The following is a 17,901-nucleotide window of genomic DNA, read 5'->3' as shown; positions in this document are numbered from 1 at the left end:
TCGACTCTGGCATCACGTCAGTAACAGCGTCCGCCGGGCGGGGAACGTCACACGCGTGCGTACGCGACGACGTCACACGCCTTCGTACGCCGCGAGCGCCGCCGCGGCGGCCGTCCGCGCGCTGTCGGCCAGCTCCGCCGGCGCGACGATCCGCCCGTCGCTGCCCAGGCGCAGGGCGAGGCGGCGCAGCGAGGCCGGGTCCGGCGTCCGCAGCGTGATCCGCAGTCCGCCGTCCTGCAGCTCCTCGGCCCGGTCGTGCGGGTAGTACTCGGCGACCCAGCGCCCACCGGGCCCCACCTCGACCACGACCTCCGGGTCGCCGGCGGACGGCTGCACCAAGCCCTCGGAGAGGTCCCGCAGCTCCAGCTCCGGCGGCGCCGCGTGCTCGTCGAGGATCCGGATCTCCGCGACCCGGTCGAGCCGGAAGGTGCGGCGCGCCTCGGAGAGCCGGCACCACGCCTCCATGTAGGTGTGGCCGACGGCGAAGAGCCGGATCGGGTCGACCTCGCGCTCGGTGAGCTCGTCGCGCGCGGGCGAGTAGTAGCGCACCCAGAGCCGCCTGCGCTCCGAGATGGCCCGGTCGACCTCGGCGAAGACCCCGCCCTCGGACTCGAAGGTCACGGAGAGCCGGGCGCTGGCCCCGGCGGCCTCGCCGGCCGCCGCCTCCAGCTTGGCGGTGGCGCGCAGGAGGGCGTCCCGGTCGCTCTCTCGGAGCCCCGGCAGGGTGGCGACGGCCCGGGCGGCGACGAGCAGCGCGGTGGCCTCGTCGGCGGCGAGCCGCAGCGGCTCGGCGACGTCGTCGGGGTTGTGCCACCAGATCCGGTCGCCGTCGGTGTCGATGTCGAGGAGGTCGCCGCCCCGGAAGCTGGTGCCGCACATGGGCAGCACGTCCAGGTCGGAGATCAGCTCGTCCTCGGTGATCCCGAAGGCGCGCGCCACGTCGGCGACGTGGGCGCCGGGGCGCTCGCGGAGATAGGTGACGAGGGAGAGCATCCGCCTCGTCTGGTCGATCGCGTTGGCAGCCATGCGGTACGTCTCCCCCTCAGCCCTTGGCCACGGCGCGCAGCCGCTCCACCACATCGGCCCGCAGATCGGCCGGTTCCAGTACGACGACGTCGGGGCCGAACTCGACGAGCCAGGCGTCGAGCCCGTGCCCGTACGGGATCTCCAGCTCGTCCCAGCCGTCGCCGCCCTCGGTCACGGCCTGGGCGCGGGCCCGCAGCGGGTAGCCGCAGCCGGCGCGGAGCCGGATCCGGGCGGAGCGGGTGGCGGTCTCGCCGGCCCAGCTCTCGACGGTCTCGCGGACGGTCACGACGTCGGGGACGGGCGCGGTGAAGGCGCCGGCCCGCGAGCGGACCTTTCCGGTGATGCGGGAGAGCCGGAAGACGCGCTCGGCACCGCGGTCGCGGTCCCAGCCGGCCAGGTACCAGTGGCCGCGCCAGCACTCCAGGGTCCAGGGCTCGACGTGGCGGGTCTCGGGGCGCGCGGCGTTGGCCTTGTGGTAGTCGAAGACGACGGGCCGGCGGTCGCGGCAGGCCAGCATGAGCGGCTCGAAGGCGGCCTCGTGGACCGGGATGCGCGGTTCGAGGGCGCTGGGCTGGGTGTCGTACGAGTCCTCGGCCTCGGGCATGCCGGCGGCGCGGAGCTTCTGGAGCGCGCCGCTGGCGGCTCCGGCGAGGCGGGCCTGCTGCCAGACCTTGGCGGCGAGGCCGAGCGCGGCGGCCTCCTCGGCGTCGAGGGTGATCGGCGGCAGCCGGTTGGAGTCGCGGCGGGCGAGGTATCCGATCTCGCCCTCCAGGTTCTCGACGGTCTCGATGACCAGACCGAGCTCGCGGAGGTCGTCCTTGTCCCGCTCGAACATGCGGTTGAAGGCCTCGTCCCCGCTCGCCTCCATGTAGGCCTCGATGGAGCCGCGGAGCTCCCGCTTGCTCAGCGGGCGGCGCGTCCCGAGCAGGCACAGCGCGAGATTCATCAGCCGCTCGGACTTGGCAATCGCCATCGACGCCCTGCACCCTTCCGCCGGTTCCACTTCTCGGACGTCCGACCGTACCGCCACCGGGGTGTCGGGACCAAAGCCGAGGGCCCCCGCCGCGAACGGCGGGGGCCCTCGGAGGGACCTGGATCAGGTCAGCCCTGCACGGCCACGAGGTCGCAGACGAAGATCAGCGTCTCGCCCGGGGCGATCGCGTTGCCGGCGCCACGGTCGCCGTACGCCAGGTGCGCGGGGATGATCAGCTGGCGGCGGCCGCCGACCTTCATGCCCTGGATGCCCTTGTCCCAGCCGGAGATGACCCGGCCGGCACCGAGCTGGAAGTCGAGCGGGGTGCCGCGGTTCCAGGAGGCGTCGAACTCCTCGCCGGTGGAGAAGGCCACACCCACGTAGTGGACCTTCACGAACTGGCCGGCCTTGGCGACCTCGCCGTCACCCTCCCAGAGGTCCTTGATCTCCAGGTCCTTCGGCGGCTCGCCACCCGGGAAGTCGATCTCGGGCTTCTCGATGCTCACTGCACTGCTCCTCAAACCGATGAACTGCGCGGCGACGAGCCGCGCGAACGGGACAGTCTTACATCTTCGCCAGGATGTCGACGGCGAAGACCAGCGTGGAGTTCTTCGGGATGCCCTGCTTCTCCTCGTTGCCGAAGGCCTCCGACGGCGGGGCGACGATCAGGACGCGGCTGCCGATCTTCTTGCCGACGAGACCGTTCTTGAGGCCCTTCAGCGTCAGCTGCGGGAGCGGGAAGTTCGCGGGCTTGCCCGTGGTGTAGGTCGAGTCGAACACCTTGCCGTCCTTCCACAGGGCGGCGACGTAGTTCACGACGACCGTGTCGGTCGCCTTGACGGCCTCGCCCTTGGACTCCAGCACGTAGTTCGAGACGAGCTTGGTCGGCGGGTCGGTCTTCGGGACCGTCAGCGAGGGCGCCTTGCCGTCGGTGTTCGTACCGACCTTCGGCAGGTCCTTGTCGTCCTGGGCGACCGGGGTGCCCGTGGCGGACTTCGGGATCGTCACGGCCTTCAGGATGTCCACGACGAAGACGAGGGTGGCGTTGGGCTTGATGTCGCCCTGGCCCTGCGCGCCGTAACCGAGCTCCGGCGGGATGCCGACCTCGATGCGGCTGCCGACCTTCTGGCCCTCCAGGGCCTGGTCCCAGCCCTTGATGACCTGGCCGGCGCCCAGCGTGAGGTCGAAGGGCTGACCGCGGTCGAAGCTGTTGTCGAAGGGGGTGGTGGAGTCCCAGGCCTGCCCCAGGTAGTTCACCTGGAGGGCGTCGCCCTTCTTCGTCACCGCGCCCGTGCCCTCGCTGATGACGTTGACCTTCAGTTCCTTGGGCGGGTCGCCCTCGCCCTTGGCGAGGGTCGGCTTCTCCCCGAACTTCTCTCCCGCCGTGATGGCGGGCAGTCCGTTCTTCATCGAGGCGGAATCGGAGCCCCCGTCGCTGCCGCAGGCCGCTGTGGAGAGCAGCAGCAGCGGGACGACGAGAAGGCCGGCAAGTCGGCGCACGTGTTCCTCAGATCTCAGACGGCACAGTAGTTGTGCCGACACTCTAGGCGTTCCTCCTGTCACGTCGAGAGCCCCGCACGTCGAACGCGCGGGGCTCCGGGGACCGATATGACCTGCCTACATTCCGGCGATCAGCTTTTCCACCCGGTCGTCGACGGAACGGAACGGGTCCTTGCACAACACCGTGCGCTGCGCCTGGTCGTTGAGCTTGAGGTGGACCCAGTCGACGGTGAAGTCCCGCCGCTGCTCCTGCGCACGGCGGATGAAGTCGCCGCGCAACCGGGCCCGAGTGGTCTGCGGGGGCACCGACTTGCCCTCGAAGATCTTCAGGTCGTTGCAGATCCGCGCCGCCTGCCCGTTCTTCTGCAGCAGGTAGTACAGCCCCCGGCGACGGTGGATGTCGTGGTAGGCGAGGTCTATCTGCGCGACCCGCGGGTTCGACATGGTCATGTTGTGCTTGGCCCGGTAGCGCTCGATGAGCCGGTGCTTCATGACCCAGTCGATCTCGGTCTCGATCCGGTCGAGCTGCTCGCTCTCGATCGCGTCGAGCGTACGGCCCCACAGCTCCAGGACCTGGGCGACCGTGCCGGAGCGGATGCCCCTGCGGTCGACGAAGTCCACGGCCTTCTCGTAGTACTCGCGCTGGACCTCCAGGGCGGAGGCCTCGCGACCGCTGGCGAGGCGGACCTTGCGCTGGCCGGTGATGTCGTGGCTGACCTCTCGGATGGCCCGGATCGGGTTCTCCAGGGTCAGGTCGCGCATCACCGTGCCCGCCTCGATCATGCGGAGCACGAGGTCGGTGGCGCCGACCTTGAGCAGCATGGTCGTCTCGGACATGTTGGAGTCGCCGACGATGACGTGCAGCCGGCGGTAGCGCTCGGCGTCGGCGTGCGGCTCGTCCCGGGTGTTGATGATGGGCCGCGAGCGGGTGGTGGCGGAGCTGACGCCCTCCCAGATGTGCTCGGCACGCTGGGAGACGCAGTAGACCGCGCCACGCGGGGTCTGGAGGACCTTTCCCGCGCCGCAGATGAGCTGCCGCGTCACGAGGAACGGAATGAGGATGTCCGCGAGCCGGGAGAACTCACCGTGACGGGCGACGAGATAGTTCTCGTGGCAGCCGTAGGAGTTTCCGGCCGAGTCGGTGTTGTTCTTGAAGAGGTAGACGTCGCCCGCGATTCCCTCCTCGTGCAGGCGGCGTTCGGCGTCGACGAGCAGGCCCTCGAGAATGCGCTCGCCGGCCTTGTCGTGGGTGACCAGTTCGGTCACGTTGTCGCATTCCGGTGTGGCGTATTCCGGATGCGAACCCACGTCCAGGTACAGGCGGGCGCCGTTCCGCAGGAAGACATTGCTGCTGCGGCCCCATGACACGACACGGCGGAAGAGGTAGCGCGCCACTTCGTCAGGAGACAGTCGGCGCTGTCCCCTGAACGTGCACGTGACGCCGTACTCGTTCTCCAGCCCGAAAATGCGGCGGTCCATGTCTGAACATTACGCCTGACGGCGTGCGCTGAAACCGGGTTGGACGTTCCCGTTTCGATCATTTTCCGATCAGTGCGTGTTCTTTTCGGCGTGTACGGCGCCGGGGACCACCTCTCCGTCGGCGTGTCGCGCGGCGTCTCCGGGACCGCCGGGCGTGTCGGGAGCGGCCAGGACACGGCCGGTGGCCAGCAGGACGAGCAGCGCGACGAGGCCGCCCGCGCCGGCCACGGCGAACCCGGCCACCGTTCCGGCCAGTTCGACCGCGGGCCCCGCGACGGCGGAGCCGAGGGCCGCGCCGACGCCGAACGTGGTGACGAGCCACGAGAAGGCCTCGGTGACCGTGCCGCGCGGGGCGTGCCGGTCGACCACGATGAAGGCGCAGGCGAGGACGGGGGCCAGGAAGACCCCGGCGAGCGCCGCGAGGCCGGTCATGGCGACGGGGCCGGGGGTCAGCATCAGCGGCAGGTAGCAGAGCGCGAGGAGAGCCACGAGGGCCCGCAGCCGCCGCTCGGGCGCCCCGGTCCACCGCCGGCCGCCGTAGACGACGCCGCCGATCAGGGCACCGAGGCCCAGGGCGGCCATCAGCCAGCCGTACACGGACGGGGTGCCCCGGTCGTCGGCGTAGGCCACGGCGGCGACCGTGATGGAGCCGAGGGCGAGGCCGACGAAGAAGAACGAGCCGAGCAGGGCGAGCAGCCCGGGCGAGCGCAGGGCGCCCAGCCAGTGGGCCTCGCGGGCGGCGGAGCGCCAGGTGCGGGAGGGCTCGGAGAGGACGACGGCGAGGGCGCCGAGGATCCCCAGGGCGTTGATGACGAGGAGGGCGGCGGCGGGCGACCACAGGGCGACCAGGAGCGTCACCAGGAGCGGGCCGACCGTGAACATGACCTCCTGCGCGACGGCGTCGAGCGCGTACGCCCGGTGGACCCGGTCCTCACGGCCCAGGACGCTCGGCCACAGGGCGCGCAGGCCGCCCTCCAGGGGCGGGGTGAAGAGCCCGGCGACCACGACGGCGGCGTAGGCGAGGGCCAGGTTCCCGATGCCGGCGAGGGCGAACAGGGCCATGCCGAGGGCGGAGAGCACGGCGGCGGGCAGCTGGACGCGGGGCTGGCCCTTGAGGTCGACGGCGCGGCCGAGGAGCGGCTGCCCGACGGCGTTGGCGACGCCGTAGGCCGCGATCAGCCCGCCGGCCAGGGTGTAGCTGCCGCCCTGGTCGCGGACGAACAGGGTCATGGCGATGGGTCCGGTGCCGTTGGGCAGGCGCCCGACGAGGGTCCCGGCGAGGAGCCGGGCCGCGTGGGGCGCCCGGAGTATGTCGAGATAGCCGCCGTGCGCGGGGGCCTCGGTGGCCATGTCGTTCTCCCCTCGCCTCGGGCCAGCGCCGAGGTTTTACGTATAACGTCCGGGGTCATACGTACCATGTCGGCGTGAACCGGGTCCAGCCCGCACCCACGACCCCCGACCACCGTCCCATGCGGAGGCTCCCCGTGCAGTCCCACGAACCCCTCGGCGGCGCCCGCCCGACCAGCAGGGACGTGGCCCGGGCCGCGGGCGTCTCCCAGGCCACCGTCTCCCTCGTCCTCGGCGAGAAGTGGCGCGGCCGGGTCTCCGAGCGCACCGCCGAGTCGGTCCGCCACGCCGCCGACGAGCTCGACTACCGGCCCAACCTCGCCGCCCGCAACCTGCGCCTCGGCCGCACCCGTACGGCGCTGCTCGTCGTCCCCGCGCTCACCAACGAGTTCTTCGCCCACGTCTACACCGGCGCCGCCGCCGTCGCGGCACGCCACGGCTTCGGCGTCGTGCTCTACCCCTCGCCCGACGGCGTCGGCCCCACCCGCGACCCCTTCGCCTCGGCCCAGGCCGCCCTGGACGGCGTGATCGCCTCCTCCATGGCCGCCGACGCCCTCAAGGCCTTCCGGGGCACCGGCCTGCCCCTCGTCATGCTCGACAGCGACCCGGCCGACCCCGGCGCCGCCGCCCACGTGAACCTCGACGTCGCCGACGGCATGCGGCGGGTCACCCGGCACCTGCTCGGCCTGGGCCACCGCCGCTTCCTGCACCTGGCGTCCGCCGTCCCGTCCTGGACCTTCGACGTACGGGCCGCCGCCCTCGCCGACGCCCTGCGGGGGACGGAGCTCCGCACCGTGCGCGCGCCGCTGAACGTCGCCGACGCGCGGGAGGCCGCCCACCTGGCCCTCGCCGCCCCCGGCCCGCGCCCCACCGCGGTGATCTGCGACGACGACATCCTCGCCGTCGGCGTCGGCAAGGCCGCGCACCGCCTCGGGCTGCGCGTCCCGGAGGACCTCTCGGTCACGGGCTTCGACGACATGGCCCTGGCCACGGCGGTTGAACCCGAGCTCACCACGGTCCGGCTGCCCGCCGAGGAGTTCGGCAGACGGGGCATGGAGGCGCTCCTCGCCGTCCTCGCGGGCGAACAGGCCCCGCCGGTCACACTGCCCGTGGACCTCGTCCCCCGCGGCTCCACGGGCCCCGCACCGGCCGTCTGACGGGCGCCACGCGGAACGGTCCCCACGGACTGCGCGACCGGCCCGCGCCGAACGGTCCCCACCGGCTGCGCGACCGGCCCGCGCCGAACGGCCTCCGCCAGGCGCCGCGCGGCCCGCGGCGAAGGCCCCACGCGGCCCGCCCTTCGCGAGCCCGGGTACGCCGAAGGGCCCCGGCCCGCGTACGCCGAAGGGGCCCCGGGCCGCTCGCACGCGGACCGGGGCCCCTTCGGGTACCGCCGACTACTCCTCGGGAGCCTCGTCCGAAGGCTCGTCCGTCTTCGCCGCCGCCGCGTTGTCCGCCTCCAGGAGGCGCGACAGCTGACGGCCGACGATCCGCTTGAACTTGCGCTGCTGCGGACGCGTACGGTCCAGGACCGCCACCTCCAGGCGCTCCGCGGGGATCTCCCGCTCGGTGCCGTTGGTGTCCCGCGACAGCGCCTGCACGGCCAGCTTCAGGGCCTCGGCGAGGGACATGCCATCCCGGTGCCGCTGGTCCAGGAAGGAGCTGATCTGCTCCGCGTTCCCGCCGACCGCGACCGAGCCGTGCTCGTCCACGATCGAGCCGTCGTGCGGCAGCCGGTAGATCTGGTCGCCCTCCGGATCCGAGCCGACCTCGGCGACGACGAGCTCCACCTCGTACGGCTTCTCCCCCGCGCTGGAGAAGATCGTGCCCAGGGTCTGGGCGTAGACGTTGGCCAGGCCGCGCGCGGTGACGTCGTCCCGGTCGTAGGTGTAACCCCGCAGGTCGGCGTAGCGCACGCCGCCGATGCGGAGGTTCTCGTACTCGTTGTACTTGCCGGCGGCCGCGAAGCCGATCCGGTCGTAGATCTCGCTGAACTTGTGCAGGGCACGGGACGGGTTCTCACCGACGAAGACGATGCCGTCGGTGTACTGGAGGACGACCAGGCTGCGGCCGCGGGCGATGCCCTTGCGGGCGTACTCGGCCCGGTCGGCCATGGCCTGCTGGGGTGAGACATAGAACGGCGTGGACACCGGCTACCGTCCCTTTCTTCCGGTCTGAAGGGCTTCTACGGGCGACGAGCGGTCAGAGCAGTGCGGCGCGCGGCCCGTCGGGCTGCTCCAGACGCCGCTCGGTGACCGATCGGGCCAGCCCGGAGGACTCCGCCTCGGTGAGCCTGCGGAAGCCCTCGTCGGTGATGACGGTGACGATCGGGAAGATCCGGCGGGCCATGTCGGGACCACCGGTCGCCGAGTCGTCGTCCGCCGCGTCGTACAGCGCCTGCACCACCAGCGTGGTGGCCTGCTCCTCGGTGAGGTCGGCGCGGTACAGCTTCTTCATCGAGCCGCGCGCGAAGATCGAGCCGGAGCCGGTGGCGGCGAAACCGTGCTCCTCGGAGCGGCCGCCGGTCACGTCGTACGAGAAGATCCGGCCCTTCTCCTTGCCCTCGTCCCAGCCCGCGAAGAGCGGGACGACGGCGAGCCCCTGCATGGCCATGCCCAGGTTGCCCCGGATCATGGTGGAGAGGCGGTTCGCCTTGCCCTCCAGGGAGAGCGTCGCGCCCTCCACCTTCTCGAAGTGCTCCAGCTCCAGCTGGAACAGCTTGACCATCTCCACGGCGAGACCGGCGGTGCCGGCGATGCCGACGGCCGAGTACTCGTCGGCCGGGAACACCTTCTCGATGTCCCGCTGCGCGATCATGTTCCCCATGGTCGCCCGCCGGTCACCGGCGAGCACGACCCCGCCGGGGAACGTGGCGGCCACGATGGTCGTGCCGTGCGGGGCCTCGACGATCCCCTCGGGCAGCTTCCGGTTCCCCGGGAGCAGTTCCGGCGAGTGATCGGCCAGGAAGTCCATGAACGAGGACGAGCCCGGCGTCAGGAAGGCCGCCGGCAGACGCCCGGTGCTTCGAGGGTTGGCTTCCACGCGATTCCTTCCGGTGGGACAGTCGGCCGGTCGTGGGAAGCACCGGCTGATCTTGGATGCTGTGCACGGACCTTACCCGTGCCACCGCTTGTCATCCGTCCCCGGACCCACGGCTTTCACCAGGGTTCCGGGGACGGAGGACGACAGGCGCGTGGGGCGGCTACTCGCCGCCCTTCTGAACGAAGGAGCGCACGAAGTCCTCGGCGTTCTCCTCGAGCACGTCGTCGATCTCGTCCAGGACGGAGTCCACGTCGTCGCTCAGCTTCTCCTGGCGTTCCTTGAGGTCGGAGCTCGCCTCGGTGGTGGTCTCCTCGACCTCCTCCGTGGATCGCGTCGCCTTCTGCTGTCCGCCGCCGGTGTCCTTGGTCGCCATATCCCTCACCCCGCTCGAATCGGCCCGCTCGGTTGAGTCCGTACAAGATCAGACCCTATAGGTCGGGTCTGACTTCGGCCCCGCAGTTTCCACAACGCCCGGGCACTGATTCCATGATTCCCAGTGCCCGGGTATTTCAGGCCCGTGCCGGGCGGCTGTTTCAGCCGCCCGAGAGGACCCGCACCAGTTCCTCCGCCGTGCGGCAGCGGTCCAGGAGCGATTTCACATGGGCCTTGGTGCCGCGCAGCGGCTCCAGGGTCGGGACGCGCTGGAGGGAGTCCCGGCCGGGCAGGTCGAAGATCACCGAGTCCCAGGAGGCCGCGGCGACGTCGTCGGCGTACTGCTCCAGGCAGCGGCCCCGGAAATAGGCCCTGGTGTCCTCCGGAGGCGCCGTCTCGGCCCTCTCCACCTCGGTCTCGTCCAGGAGCCGCTTCATCCGCCCGCGGGCCACCAGGCGGTTGTAGAGGCCCTTCTCGGGGCGTACGTCCGCGTACTGGAGGTCCACCAGGTGCAGCCGGGCCGCGTCCCAGTCCAGGCCGTCGCGGCGCCGGTAGCCCTCCATGAGCTCCCGCTTGGCGACCCAGTCCAGCTCGCCGGAGAGGCTCATCGGGTCGGTCTCGAGCCGGCCCAGGGTGTCCTCCCAGCGCGTGAGGACGTCCATGGTCTGCTCGTCCGCGTCCGAGCCGTACCGCTCCTCCACGTACTTCCTGGCCAGCTCGAAGTACTCCATCTGGAGCTGGACCGCGGTGAGCGTCCGGCCGCTGCGCAGCGTGATGAGGTACTGGAGCGTCGGGTCGTGCGAGACGTGGTGCAGGGTCCGGACCGGCTGGTCGACGGCGAGGTCGACGGTGATGAAGCCGTCCTCGATCATCGAGAGGACGAGGGCGGTGGTGCCGAGCTTCAGGTAGGTGGAGATCTCCGAGAGGTTCGCGTCACCGATGATCACGTGCAGGCGGCGGTACTTCTCGGCGTCGGCGTGCGGCTCGTCCCGGGTGTTGATGATGGGCCGCTTGAGGGTGGTCTCCAGGCCCACCTCGACCTCGAAGTAGTCGGCGCGCTGGCTGAGCTGGAAGCCGTTCTCCCGGCCGTCCTGGCCGATGCCGACCCGTCCCGCGCCGGTGACGACCTGGCGGGAGACGAAGAAGGGGGTGAGGTGGCGCACGATGTCCGAGAAGGGGGTCTCCCGCTTCATCAGGTAGTTCTCGTGCGTGCCGTAGGAGGCGCCCTTGTTGTCGGTGTTGTTCTTGTAGAGGTGGATGGGCTGCGCCCCCGGGAGCTGGGCGGCGCGCTCGGCCGCCTCGGCCATGATCCGCTCGCCGGCCTTGTCCCAGAGGACGGCGTCGCGCGGGTTGGTGACCTCGGGCGCGCTGTACTCGGGGTGGGCGTGGTCCACGTAGAGGCGGGCCCCGTTGGTGAGGATCACGTTCGCCAGGCCGATGTCCTCGTCGGTGAGCTGGCTGGAGTCGGCGGCCTCGCGGGCGAGGTCGAAGCCGCGGGCGTCCCGCAGCGGGTTCTCCTCCTCGAAGTCCCAGCGGGCGCGGCGCGCCCGGTGCATCGCCGCCGCGTAGGCGTTGACGATCTGGGACGAGGTGAGCATGGCATTGGCGTTCGGGTGTCCGGGGACGGAGATCCCGTACTCCGTCTCGATGCCCATTACTCGCCGTACGGTCATGCGGCCCTCCTTGCCCGGCGGCGCTCACTGTGCGCGACTCGGCGGTACCGATGAGCCTAGAACGGCTCCGCGCTGGTGGGGAGATCGATTGCGGTATTTCCCTGTGATGCCGGGGGAAATGCTGGATGGAATGCGTCGGCTGCGGATGCCCGGTTTCCGGACATCCGCAGCCGGTGGGCGTTTTACAGGTACTGACCGGTATTGGCCACCGTGTCGATGGAGCGTCCGGTGTCCGCGCCCTGCTTTCCGGTGACGAGCGTGCGGATGAAGACGATCCGCTCGCCCTTCTTTCCGGAGATCCGGGCCCAGTCGTCGGGGTTGGTGGTGTTGGGCAGGTCCTCGTTCTCCTTGAACTCGTCCACGCAAGCCTGGAGGAGGTGGGAGACCCGGATGCCCTTCTGGTTGTGGTCGAGGAAGGCCTTGATGGCCATCTTCTTGGCCCGGTCGACGATGTTCTGGATCATCGCGCCGGAGTTGAAGTCCTTGAAGTACAGGACTTCCTTGTCGCCGTTGGCGTACGTGACTTCGAGGAAGCGGTTCTCCTCGGATTCCGCGTACATCTGCTCGACGACCGACTGGATCATTCCGTGGGCGGCGGCGGCCTTCGAGCCGCTGTGCTCGGAGATGTCGTCCGCGTGGAGCGGCAGGGTCTCCGTGAGGTACTTCGCGAAGATGTCCTTCGCGGCCTCCGCGTCCGGACGCTCGATCTTGATCTTGACGTCGAGCCGGCCGGGCCGCAGGATCGCGGGGTCGATCATGTCCTCGCGGTTGGAGGCGCCGATGACGATGACGTTCTCCAGGCCTTCCACGCCGTCGATCTCGGCGAGCAGCTGCGGGACGATGGTGTTCTCCACGTCCGAGCTGACACCGGAGCCGCGGGTGCGGAAGAGGGATTCCATCTCGTCGAAGAAGACGATGACGGGGGTGCCCTCGCTCGCCTTCTCCCGGGCACGCTGGAAGACGAGGCGGATGTGCCGCTCGGTCTCTCCGACGTACTTGTTGAGGAGCTCGGGGCCCTTGATGTTGAGGAAGTAGGACTTCCCCGCGGGCTGGCCGGTCACCTCGGCGACCTTCTTGGCCAGCGAGTTGGCCACGGCCTTCGCGATCAGCGTCTTGCCGCAGCCGGGCGGGCCGTAGAGCAGGATGCCCTTGGGCGGCCGCAGTTCGTGCTCCTTGAAGAGGTCCGGGTAGAGGTACGGGAGCTCGACCGCGTCGCGGATCAGCTCGATCTGGTTGCCCAGACCGCCGATCTTGTCGTAGTCGACGTCCGGGACCTCTTCCAGAACGAGCTCTTCGACCTCGCTCTTGGGGACCACCTCGTAGACGTAGCCGGACCTGGAGTCGAGCAGCAGGGCGTCGCCGGCGCGGATGGTGACGTCCAGCAGAGGCTCGGCGAGCCTCACCACCCGCTCCTCGTCGGTGTGCCCCACCACCAGGGCGCGCTCGCCGTCCTCGAGGATCTCCTTGAGGGTGACGATGTCCCCGGCGCGCTCGAACTCCATGGCCTCGACCACGTTGAGCGCTTCGTTGAGCATGACTTCCTGGCCGCGCTTGAGCTCTTCGAGCTCGATGCTCGGGCTGACGTTCACCCGGAGCTTGCGGCCCCCGGTGAAGATGTCGCACGTGCCGTCCTCGTTGGCCTGCAGGAAGACACCGAAGCCGGCCGGCGGCTGTGCGAGCCGGTCGACCTCCTCCTTGAGGGCCACGATCTGGTCGCGGGCCTCACGGAGCGTGTTCGCCAGACGTTCGTTCTGCGCGGACACGCCGGCCAGGCTGGTCTGCAGCTCGACGATCCGCTCTTCGAGAATCCTCGTGTGGCGCGGAGAGTCGGCGAGCTTGCGGCGCAGGACGGCGATTTCCTGCTCGAGATAGGCAACCTGACCGGCGGGGTCTTCAGACCCCCGCCCCGGCCGGATGCCGCGGTTGATGTCGTCGTCGTGGGCTGCCACGGTCCTCACCTCCTCCAAGGGGAGCTGGACGCTTCCTGACCCTACCTGCGTGGGTGGTGATTGAAACCCCTAGATCAAAAAGACTCCGGGGTGTGTCCGATCTTCACCCTTGCGCTTCCCCTCTCGCCAGGGGAATACCCACCCTTCACCGCTTGAAAGCGGGCGGTTGTATCGTCGTCTTTGGTCAACACCCGTCAGGGGTGGCCCGACTTATCGCGCGAAGCAGAAACGGCAGGAGATATGACCGTGCAGCACGAGGGCCCGGCGACGGGCGCCGAGGAGGCGCTGGAGGTCTGGATCGACCAGGACCTGTGCACCGGGGACGGGATCTGCGCGCAGTACGCTCCCGAGGTCTTCGAGCTCGACATCGACGGGCTCGCTTATGTGAAGAGCGCCGACGACGAGCTCCTCCAGGACGCGGGGGCCACCACGCCGGTGCCGCTGCCGCTGCTCCAGGACGTGGTGGACTCCGCGAAGGAGTGCCCGGGCGACTGCATCCATGTGCGCCGGGTCTCGGACCGGGTCGAGGTGTACGGCCCCGACGCCGAGTAGCGGACCGGGCGTCCGTCTCAGACGCCGAGCGCGTCCGTCTGGTCGCCGCGGACGAAGGCGCCGCCCTGCCAGCGCCAGCTGACCTGCTCCTTCTCGTCGGGGCAGCAGCTGGGCACGTCGGGGGACGAGTAGCCGAGCAGGGTGGCGCGTACGGCTCCGTCGCGTACGGAGAGCTCCGTGACGTTCCGGTGCTGCCCGGGTGCGACGAGGGTGGCGACCACGCGCGCGGGGGTGCCGCCGCCCTTGCCGCGGGTGAGGACGTAGACGGCGCTCGGCGGGGTGCCGGAGCCGGCTTCGCAGTGCACGACCGCAACGGTCTCGGGGTTCCCGTCGCCGTCGAGGTCTCCGGAGACCCGCTTCGCGACCGTGTGGCGGGCTCCCCCGCATTCCAGGGGGTACTCGGCTCCGGCGGCGTCGGGGGCGGGTGCCGGGCGCGGGGCGGCGGCCGGTGCGGCGCCCGCCGAGGCGGGGCCGGGCTGGAGGAATCCGGCGAGGGCGACGACCGCGGCGGTCGCGGTGGCGGTGGCCAGCCAGTGGGCCGGCCGGGCGTGGGTGTGGGCGAGGTCCGCGAGGTCCGGGGCGGCGGAGTGCTGCACGCGAGACGTCTCCTGTGGGGTGGTGCGGCGGGGTTTCCGGCATCGTGCCATACGTCACAGGGGGACGGAACAGCTGGGGTGGGGCTGGGTCGGCCGGTCTCCGAAGGCGACGGACCGACGGGGGCCGACGGAGGGCAGGCGCCGCCGTGAACATGAGGACGCCGCCGTCGAGTTCCTCCGCGTGGGCGGGGAACTCGACGGCGGCGCGGTCTGGATGTCGGAACGTCAGCCCTTGTTGGGGCCCTCGTAGTCCTCGCCGTAGGCGCCCTTCGCGGGGCGGCGGCGGCGCATCGGGGGCTCCACCCCGTCCGCGAGGCGACGGGCGGTGACGAGGAAGCCGGTGTGGCCGATCATGCGGTGATCGGGGCGGACGGCGAGGCCCTCGACGTGCCAGTTGCGGATCATGGACTCCCAGGGCTGCGGCTCGGCGTAGCAGCCGAACTCGCGGATGGACTCCACGGTGCGGGCGAGCTGGGTGGTGGTCGCCACGTAGCAGCAGAGGATGCCGCCGGGGACGAGGGCCTTGGAGACGGCCTCCAGGCACTCCCAGGGGGCGAGCATGTCCAGGATGACGCGGTCGACGTCGGTGTCGGACAGGTTGTCCTGGAGGTCGCCGACGGTCAGCTGCCACGCGGGGTGGGGGCCGCCGAAGTAGCGCTCGACGTTGCCCTTCGCGATCTCGGCGAAGTCCTCGCGGCGCTCGTAGGAGTGCAGCATGCCGCTGTCTCCGATGGCGCGCAGGAGGAAGCTGCTCAGCGATCCCGAGCCCACTCCCGCTTCCACGACGCGGGCGCCGGGGAAGATGTCGGCGAAGGCCAGGATCTGCCCCGCGTCCTTGGGGTAGACCACGGCTGCGCCGCGGGGCATGGACAGGACGTAGTCGGGGAGCAGGGGGCGCAGCGCGAGGTAGGCGACGTTTCCGGTGGTACGGACAACGCTGCCCTCGGGGGCGCCGATCAGTTCGTCGTGCGGGAAAGAACCCTTGTGGGTGTGGAAGTTCTTTCCCTCTTCGAGCGTGAACGTGTAGTGACGGCCCTTGGGGTCGGTCAGCTGAACCTGGTCCCCGACCTTGAAGGGCCCGCGTCGGCGGGCGGCACCGGTCGGTTCGGACATGCGACCAGAGTACCGGGGTTACGTGGACGGTCGTGCCATGGCCTGGACGAAGGCCCGTTCGACGTCGGTGGTGGCGAGGACCCCGTAGATCTCGCCGGTGTCCTCGACGACGAGGTACTCGGTGGCGGGGCTGGCGCGGAGGTGGTCGAGGAGGGGCTGCCCGGTGAGTTCGGCGGGGACCCGCATGCCGTCGGTGAGGTCCTGGGCGAGGGTGCTGACGGCGACCCAGGGGCGGCGGTGCTGGGGTACGGCGGCGATGGCGGCCTCGCGGACGATGCCGGTGGGTTCGCCGGCGCCGTCGACGACGACGAGGGCGCGGGCGCCGGCCTCGTTGGCGCGGCGGAGGGCCTCGGAGAGCGGTGTGGCGGGTTCGACGGGGATGGCGCGGCGGGTGAGTGCGCGGGCGCGGAGTTCGGGGAGGTGCTCGCGGAGGCGGGCCATGCGGAGGCTGTTGCCGGCGCCGGTCCAGATGATGGCGGCGAGGATCGCGGCGAGGAGGGCGTCGGTGACGGTCTCGAAGCCGCCGATGTCCTCGGTGGAGTTGCCGAGGAGGCCGGTGCGGGTGAGCAGGGGCAGGCCGACGAGGACGAGGACGGCGAGGGCGCGGCCGACCCAGGCGGCGGCGACGGTGCCGCTCATGGGCTTGCCGGTGATCTTCCAGACGACGGCGCGGAGCATGCGGCCGCCGTCGAGGGGGAGGCCGGGGAGCAGGTTGAAGATCGCGACGATCAGGTTGGAGATCATCAGGCCGCCGAGGAGGACCCCGGGGACGGTGCCGGGCTCGACGGCGTACAGGGAGAGGTAGAACACGCCGGCGAGGACGAGGGAGAGGAGGGGGCCGACGAAGGCGAGGACGAATTCGCGGCCGGGGGTCTCGGTCTCCTTCTCGATCTCGGAGACGCCGCCGAAGAACTGGAGCTGGATGCGGCGCACCGGGAGTTTGAAGCGGAGCGCGGCGATGGTGTGGGCCAGCTCGTGGACGAGCACGGAGGCGTAGAAGGCGACGGCGAAGAAGAGGGAGACCAGGTACCGGGCTGCGCCGAGCTCGGGCAGGACACGCTCGATCTGGTCGCCGAAGACCCAGGTGATGAGGGCGGCGACGACGAACCAGCTGGGGGCGACGTAGACGGGCACGCCGAAGGGCCGTCCCATGAGGATCCCGCCGCCGGGCTCCTCGGTCCGCTGCGGCTTGGGCTCGTCCTGGTTCACGGGTTCCTTTCGTCGCGTGGGGTGACCCGCGTCGGATGTGTCACGGTTCGATCATGCAGTGCGACGGGGTCCCAGGTCGATGGTATTCCGCTCGCTGTCGGTGGCGGGTCGTAGGGTCTTCGTCATGAGTACGAGCGAGCAGGTGCCGGCGGAGCCCCGGGCGCCCATGTCGTTGTCGCCCTCGCGGGCGAGCGATTTCATGCAGTGTCCGCTGCTGTACCGGTTCCGGGTGATCGACCGGCTGCCGGAGAAGCCGAGCGCGGCGGCGACGCGGGGCACGCTGGTGCACGCGGTGCTTGAGCGGCTCTTCGACGATCCGGCGGCGGAGCGGACGGCGCCGCGGGCGAGGTCGATGGTGCCGGGGCAGTGGGAGCGGCTCCTGGAGGCGAAGCCGGAGCTGGCCGAGCTGTTCGCGGAGGATCCGGGCGGGGAGCGTCTGGCGGGCTGGCTGGGCGAGGCGGAGCAGCTGGTCGAGCGGTGGTTCACGCTCGAGGACCCGACGCGGCTGGAGCCGGCCGAGCGCGAGCTGTTCGTGGAGACGGAGCTGGAGTCGGGGCTGCGGCTGCGCGGGGTGATCGACCGGGTCGACGTGGCGCCCTCGGGCGAGGTGCGGATCGTCGACTACAAGACGGGGAAGGCGCCGCGGCCGGAGTACCGGGACGGCGCGCTGTTCCAGATGACCTTCTACGCGCTGGTGGTGTGGCGGCTGAAGCGGGTGATCCCGCGGCGGCTGCAGCTGGTGTACCTGGGCAGCGGGGAGGTGCTGACGTACGACCCGGTGGAGGCGGATCTGCTGCGGGTGGAGCGGAAGCTGCTGGCGCTGTGGGACGCGATCCGGCTGGCCACGGAGTCGGGCGACTGGCGGCCGCGGCCGACGAAGCTGTGCGGCTGGTGCGACCATCAGGCGGTCTGTCCCGAGTTCGGGGGTACTCCCCCGGTCTATCCCCTGAAGATCGTTTCCGCGCGCCCGCCGGAGTCGGGTGAATCCGGGCAGGGCAGAATGGACCCGGCCCAGCCGTCTTCCTGAGCCCAGCCCGCGTGAAAGGGCCGGGCCCAGCCCCGTGAAGGAG

At 70.9% G+C, this 17,901-nt stretch carries 17 protein-coding genes; 3 read left to right on the top strand and 14 right to left on the bottom strand.

What is annotated here, in order from left to right; all coding sequences use genetic code 11:
- Positions 1–72 precede the first annotated feature (72 nt).
- From GGE06_RS31975 to GGE06_RS31950, 6 genes are all read right to left on the bottom strand, one after another.
- Complete coding sequence (locus tag GGE06_RS31975) at positions 73–1,026, bottom strand: helix-turn-helix transcriptional regulator (protein WP_184932446.1); 954 nt, start codon at positions 1,024–1,026, stop codon at positions 73–75.
- Between the two features lie 16 nt (positions 1,027–1,042).
- A complete protein-coding gene (locus GGE06_RS31970; protein WP_184932445.1) occupies positions 1,043–1,999 on the bottom strand; it encodes a helix-turn-helix transcriptional regulator in 957 nt (318 codons plus the stop codon).
- A gap of 128 nt (positions 2,000–2,127) precedes the next feature.
- Positions 2,128–2,505, bottom strand: coding sequence for an FKBP-type peptidyl-prolyl cis-trans isomerase (locus tag GGE06_RS31965; RefSeq protein WP_116161894.1), 378 nt, complete (start codon positions 2,503–2,505; stop codon positions 2,128–2,130).
- A 58-nt stretch (positions 2,506–2,563) separates the two neighbouring features.
- On the bottom strand, positions 2,564–3,499 hold the full coding sequence (locus tag GGE06_RS31960; RefSeq protein WP_116161893.1) for an FKBP-type peptidyl-prolyl cis-trans isomerase: 936 nt from the start codon (positions 3,497–3,499) through the stop codon (positions 2,564–2,566).
- Positions 3,500–3,616: 117 nt separating this feature from the next.
- Complete coding sequence (gene pafA / locus GGE06_RS31955; RefSeq protein ID WP_116161892.1) at positions 3,617–4,978, bottom strand: Pup--protein ligase; 1,362 nt, start codon at positions 4,976–4,978, stop codon at positions 3,617–3,619.
- 69 nt (positions 4,979–5,047) lie between these two features.
- On the bottom strand, positions 5,048–6,328 hold the full coding sequence (locus tag GGE06_RS31950) for an MFS transporter (protein ID WP_184932444.1): 1,281 nt from the start codon (positions 6,326–6,328) through the stop codon (positions 5,048–5,050).
- Positions 6,329–6,447: 119 nt separating this feature from the next.
- Here GGE06_RS31950 and GGE06_RS31945 point away from each other — a divergent pair, with 119 nt between their 5' ends.
- Complete coding sequence (locus tag GGE06_RS31945; RefSeq protein ID WP_116161890.1) at positions 6,448–7,482, top strand: LacI family DNA-binding transcriptional regulator; 1,035 nt, start codon at positions 6,448–6,450, stop codon at positions 7,480–7,482.
- A gap of 240 nt (positions 7,483–7,722) precedes the next feature.
- On the opposite strand, the gene prcA is transcribed toward GGE06_RS31945, so the two are convergent.
- From prcA to arc, 5 genes are all read right to left on the bottom strand, one after another.
- The gene (gene prcA / locus GGE06_RS31940) at positions 7,723–8,475 is read right to left on the bottom strand and encodes a proteasome subunit alpha (RefSeq protein ID WP_116161889.1); all 753 of its coding nucleotides are present in this window, start codon (positions 8,473–8,475) and stop codon (positions 7,723–7,725) included.
- A gap of 52 nt (positions 8,476–8,527) precedes the next feature.
- On the bottom strand, positions 8,528–9,367 hold the full coding sequence (prcB, locus tag GGE06_RS31935) for a proteasome subunit beta (protein WP_116161888.1): 840 nt from the start codon (positions 9,365–9,367) through the stop codon (positions 8,528–8,530).
- 160 nt (positions 9,368–9,527) lie between these two features.
- Entirely contained in the window at positions 9,528–9,740 is a 213-nt protein-coding gene (locus GGE06_RS31930) for a ubiquitin-like protein Pup (RefSeq protein ID WP_015032443.1), read from the bottom strand.
- Between the two features lie 160 nt (positions 9,741–9,900).
- The gene (dop, locus tag GGE06_RS31925) at positions 9,901–11,412 is read right to left on the bottom strand and encodes a depupylase/deamidase Dop (protein ID WP_116161887.1); all 1,512 of its coding nucleotides are present in this window, start codon (positions 11,410–11,412) and stop codon (positions 9,901–9,903) included.
- Between the two features lie 182 nt (positions 11,413–11,594).
- A complete protein-coding gene (arc, locus tag GGE06_RS31920; RefSeq protein ID WP_116165623.1) occupies positions 11,595–13,361 on the bottom strand; it encodes a proteasome ATPase in 1,767 nt (588 codons plus the stop codon).
- A 240-nt stretch (positions 13,362–13,601) separates the two neighbouring features.
- On the opposite strand from arc, the gene GGE06_RS31915 reads away from it, so the two are divergent.
- Entirely contained in the window at positions 13,602–13,913 is a 312-nt protein-coding gene (locus GGE06_RS31915; RefSeq protein WP_116161886.1) for a ferredoxin, read from the top strand.
- A gap of 17 nt (positions 13,914–13,930) precedes the next feature.
- Here GGE06_RS31915 and GGE06_RS31910 read toward each other — a convergent pair whose 3' ends face one another.
- The 3 genes from GGE06_RS31910 to GGE06_RS31900 all read right to left on the bottom strand — a co-directional run bounded on the left by GGE06_RS31910 (position 13,931) and on the right by GGE06_RS31900 (position 16,774).
- Positions 13,931–14,509 (bottom strand): hypothetical protein, encoded by a 579-nt coding sequence (locus GGE06_RS31910; protein ID WP_116161885.1) that lies wholly within the window; start codon positions 14,507–14,509, stop codon positions 13,931–13,933.
- A 225-nt stretch (positions 14,510–14,734) separates the two neighbouring features.
- Complete coding sequence (locus tag GGE06_RS31905; protein WP_015032448.1) at positions 14,735–15,622, bottom strand: tRNA (adenine-N1)-methyltransferase; 888 nt, start codon at positions 15,620–15,622, stop codon at positions 14,735–14,737.
- Between the two features lie 18 nt (positions 15,623–15,640).
- Entirely contained in the window at positions 15,641–16,774 is a 1,134-nt protein-coding gene (locus GGE06_RS31900; RefSeq protein WP_221518781.1) for a site-2 protease family protein, read from the bottom strand.
- A 181-nt stretch (positions 16,775–16,955) separates the two neighbouring features.
- Between GGE06_RS31900 and GGE06_RS31895 the strand changes: the two genes are divergently transcribed.
- Positions 16,956–17,858, top strand: coding sequence for a RecB family exonuclease (locus GGE06_RS31895; RefSeq protein ID WP_246532885.1), 903 nt, complete (start codon positions 16,956–16,958; stop codon positions 17,856–17,858).
- The last annotated feature ends 43 nt before the right edge of the window (positions 17,859–17,901 follow it).

Origin of the sequence: Streptomyces nymphaeiformis (genome assembly GCF_014203895.1) — a bacterium.
In the GTDB taxonomy this organism is placed as follows: Bacteria; Actinomycetota; Actinomycetes; order Streptomycetales; family Streptomycetaceae; genus Streptomyces; species Streptomyces nymphaeiformis.
The sequence above is the reverse complement of the archived record's forward strand: the minus strand, read 5'-3'. Positions and strand labels throughout refer to the sequence as shown.

Bases quoted from the DNA above. Each gene is read 5' to 3' on its own strand.
- dop (WP_116161887.1), bottom strand. From the start codon at position 11,412: ATGACCGTACGGCGAGTAATGGGCATCGAGACGGAGTACGGGATCTCC.
- GGE06_RS31930 (WP_015032443.1), bottom strand. From the start codon at position 9,740: ATGGCGACCAAGGACACCGGCGGCGGACAGCAGAAGGCGACGCGATCC.
- GGE06_RS31970 (WP_184932445.1), bottom strand. From the start codon at position 1,999: ATGGCGATTGCCAAGTCCGAGCGGCTGATGAATCTCGCGCTGTGCCTG.
- GGE06_RS31945 (WP_116161890.1), top strand. From the start codon at position 6,448: ATGCGGAGGCTCCCCGTGCAGTCCCACGAACCCCTCGGCGGCGCCCGC.
- GGE06_RS31895 (WP_246532885.1), top strand. From the start codon at position 16,956: ATGAGTACGAGCGAGCAGGTGCCGGCGGAGCCCCGGGCGCCCATGTCG.
- GGE06_RS31975 (WP_184932446.1), bottom strand. From the start codon at position 1,026: ATGGCTGCCAACGCGATCGACCAGACGAGGCGGATGCTCTCCCTCGTC.
- pafA (WP_116161892.1), bottom strand. From the start codon at position 4,978: ATGGACCGCCGCATTTTCGGGCTGGAGAACGAGTACGGCGTCACGTGC.
- GGE06_RS31905 (WP_015032448.1), bottom strand. From the start codon at position 15,622: ATGTCCGAACCGACCGGTGCCGCCCGCCGACGCGGGCCCTTCAAGGTC.
- GGE06_RS31950 (WP_184932444.1), bottom strand. From the start codon at position 6,328: ATGGCCACCGAGGCCCCCGCGCACGGCGGCTATCTCGACATACTCCGG.
- GGE06_RS31915 (WP_116161886.1), top strand. From the start codon at position 13,602: ATGACCGTGCAGCACGAGGGCCCGGCGACGGGCGCCGAGGAGGCGCTG.
- GGE06_RS31900 (WP_221518781.1), bottom strand. From the start codon at position 16,774: ATGGGACGGCCCTTCGGCGTGCCCGTCTACGTCGCCCCCAGCTGGTTC.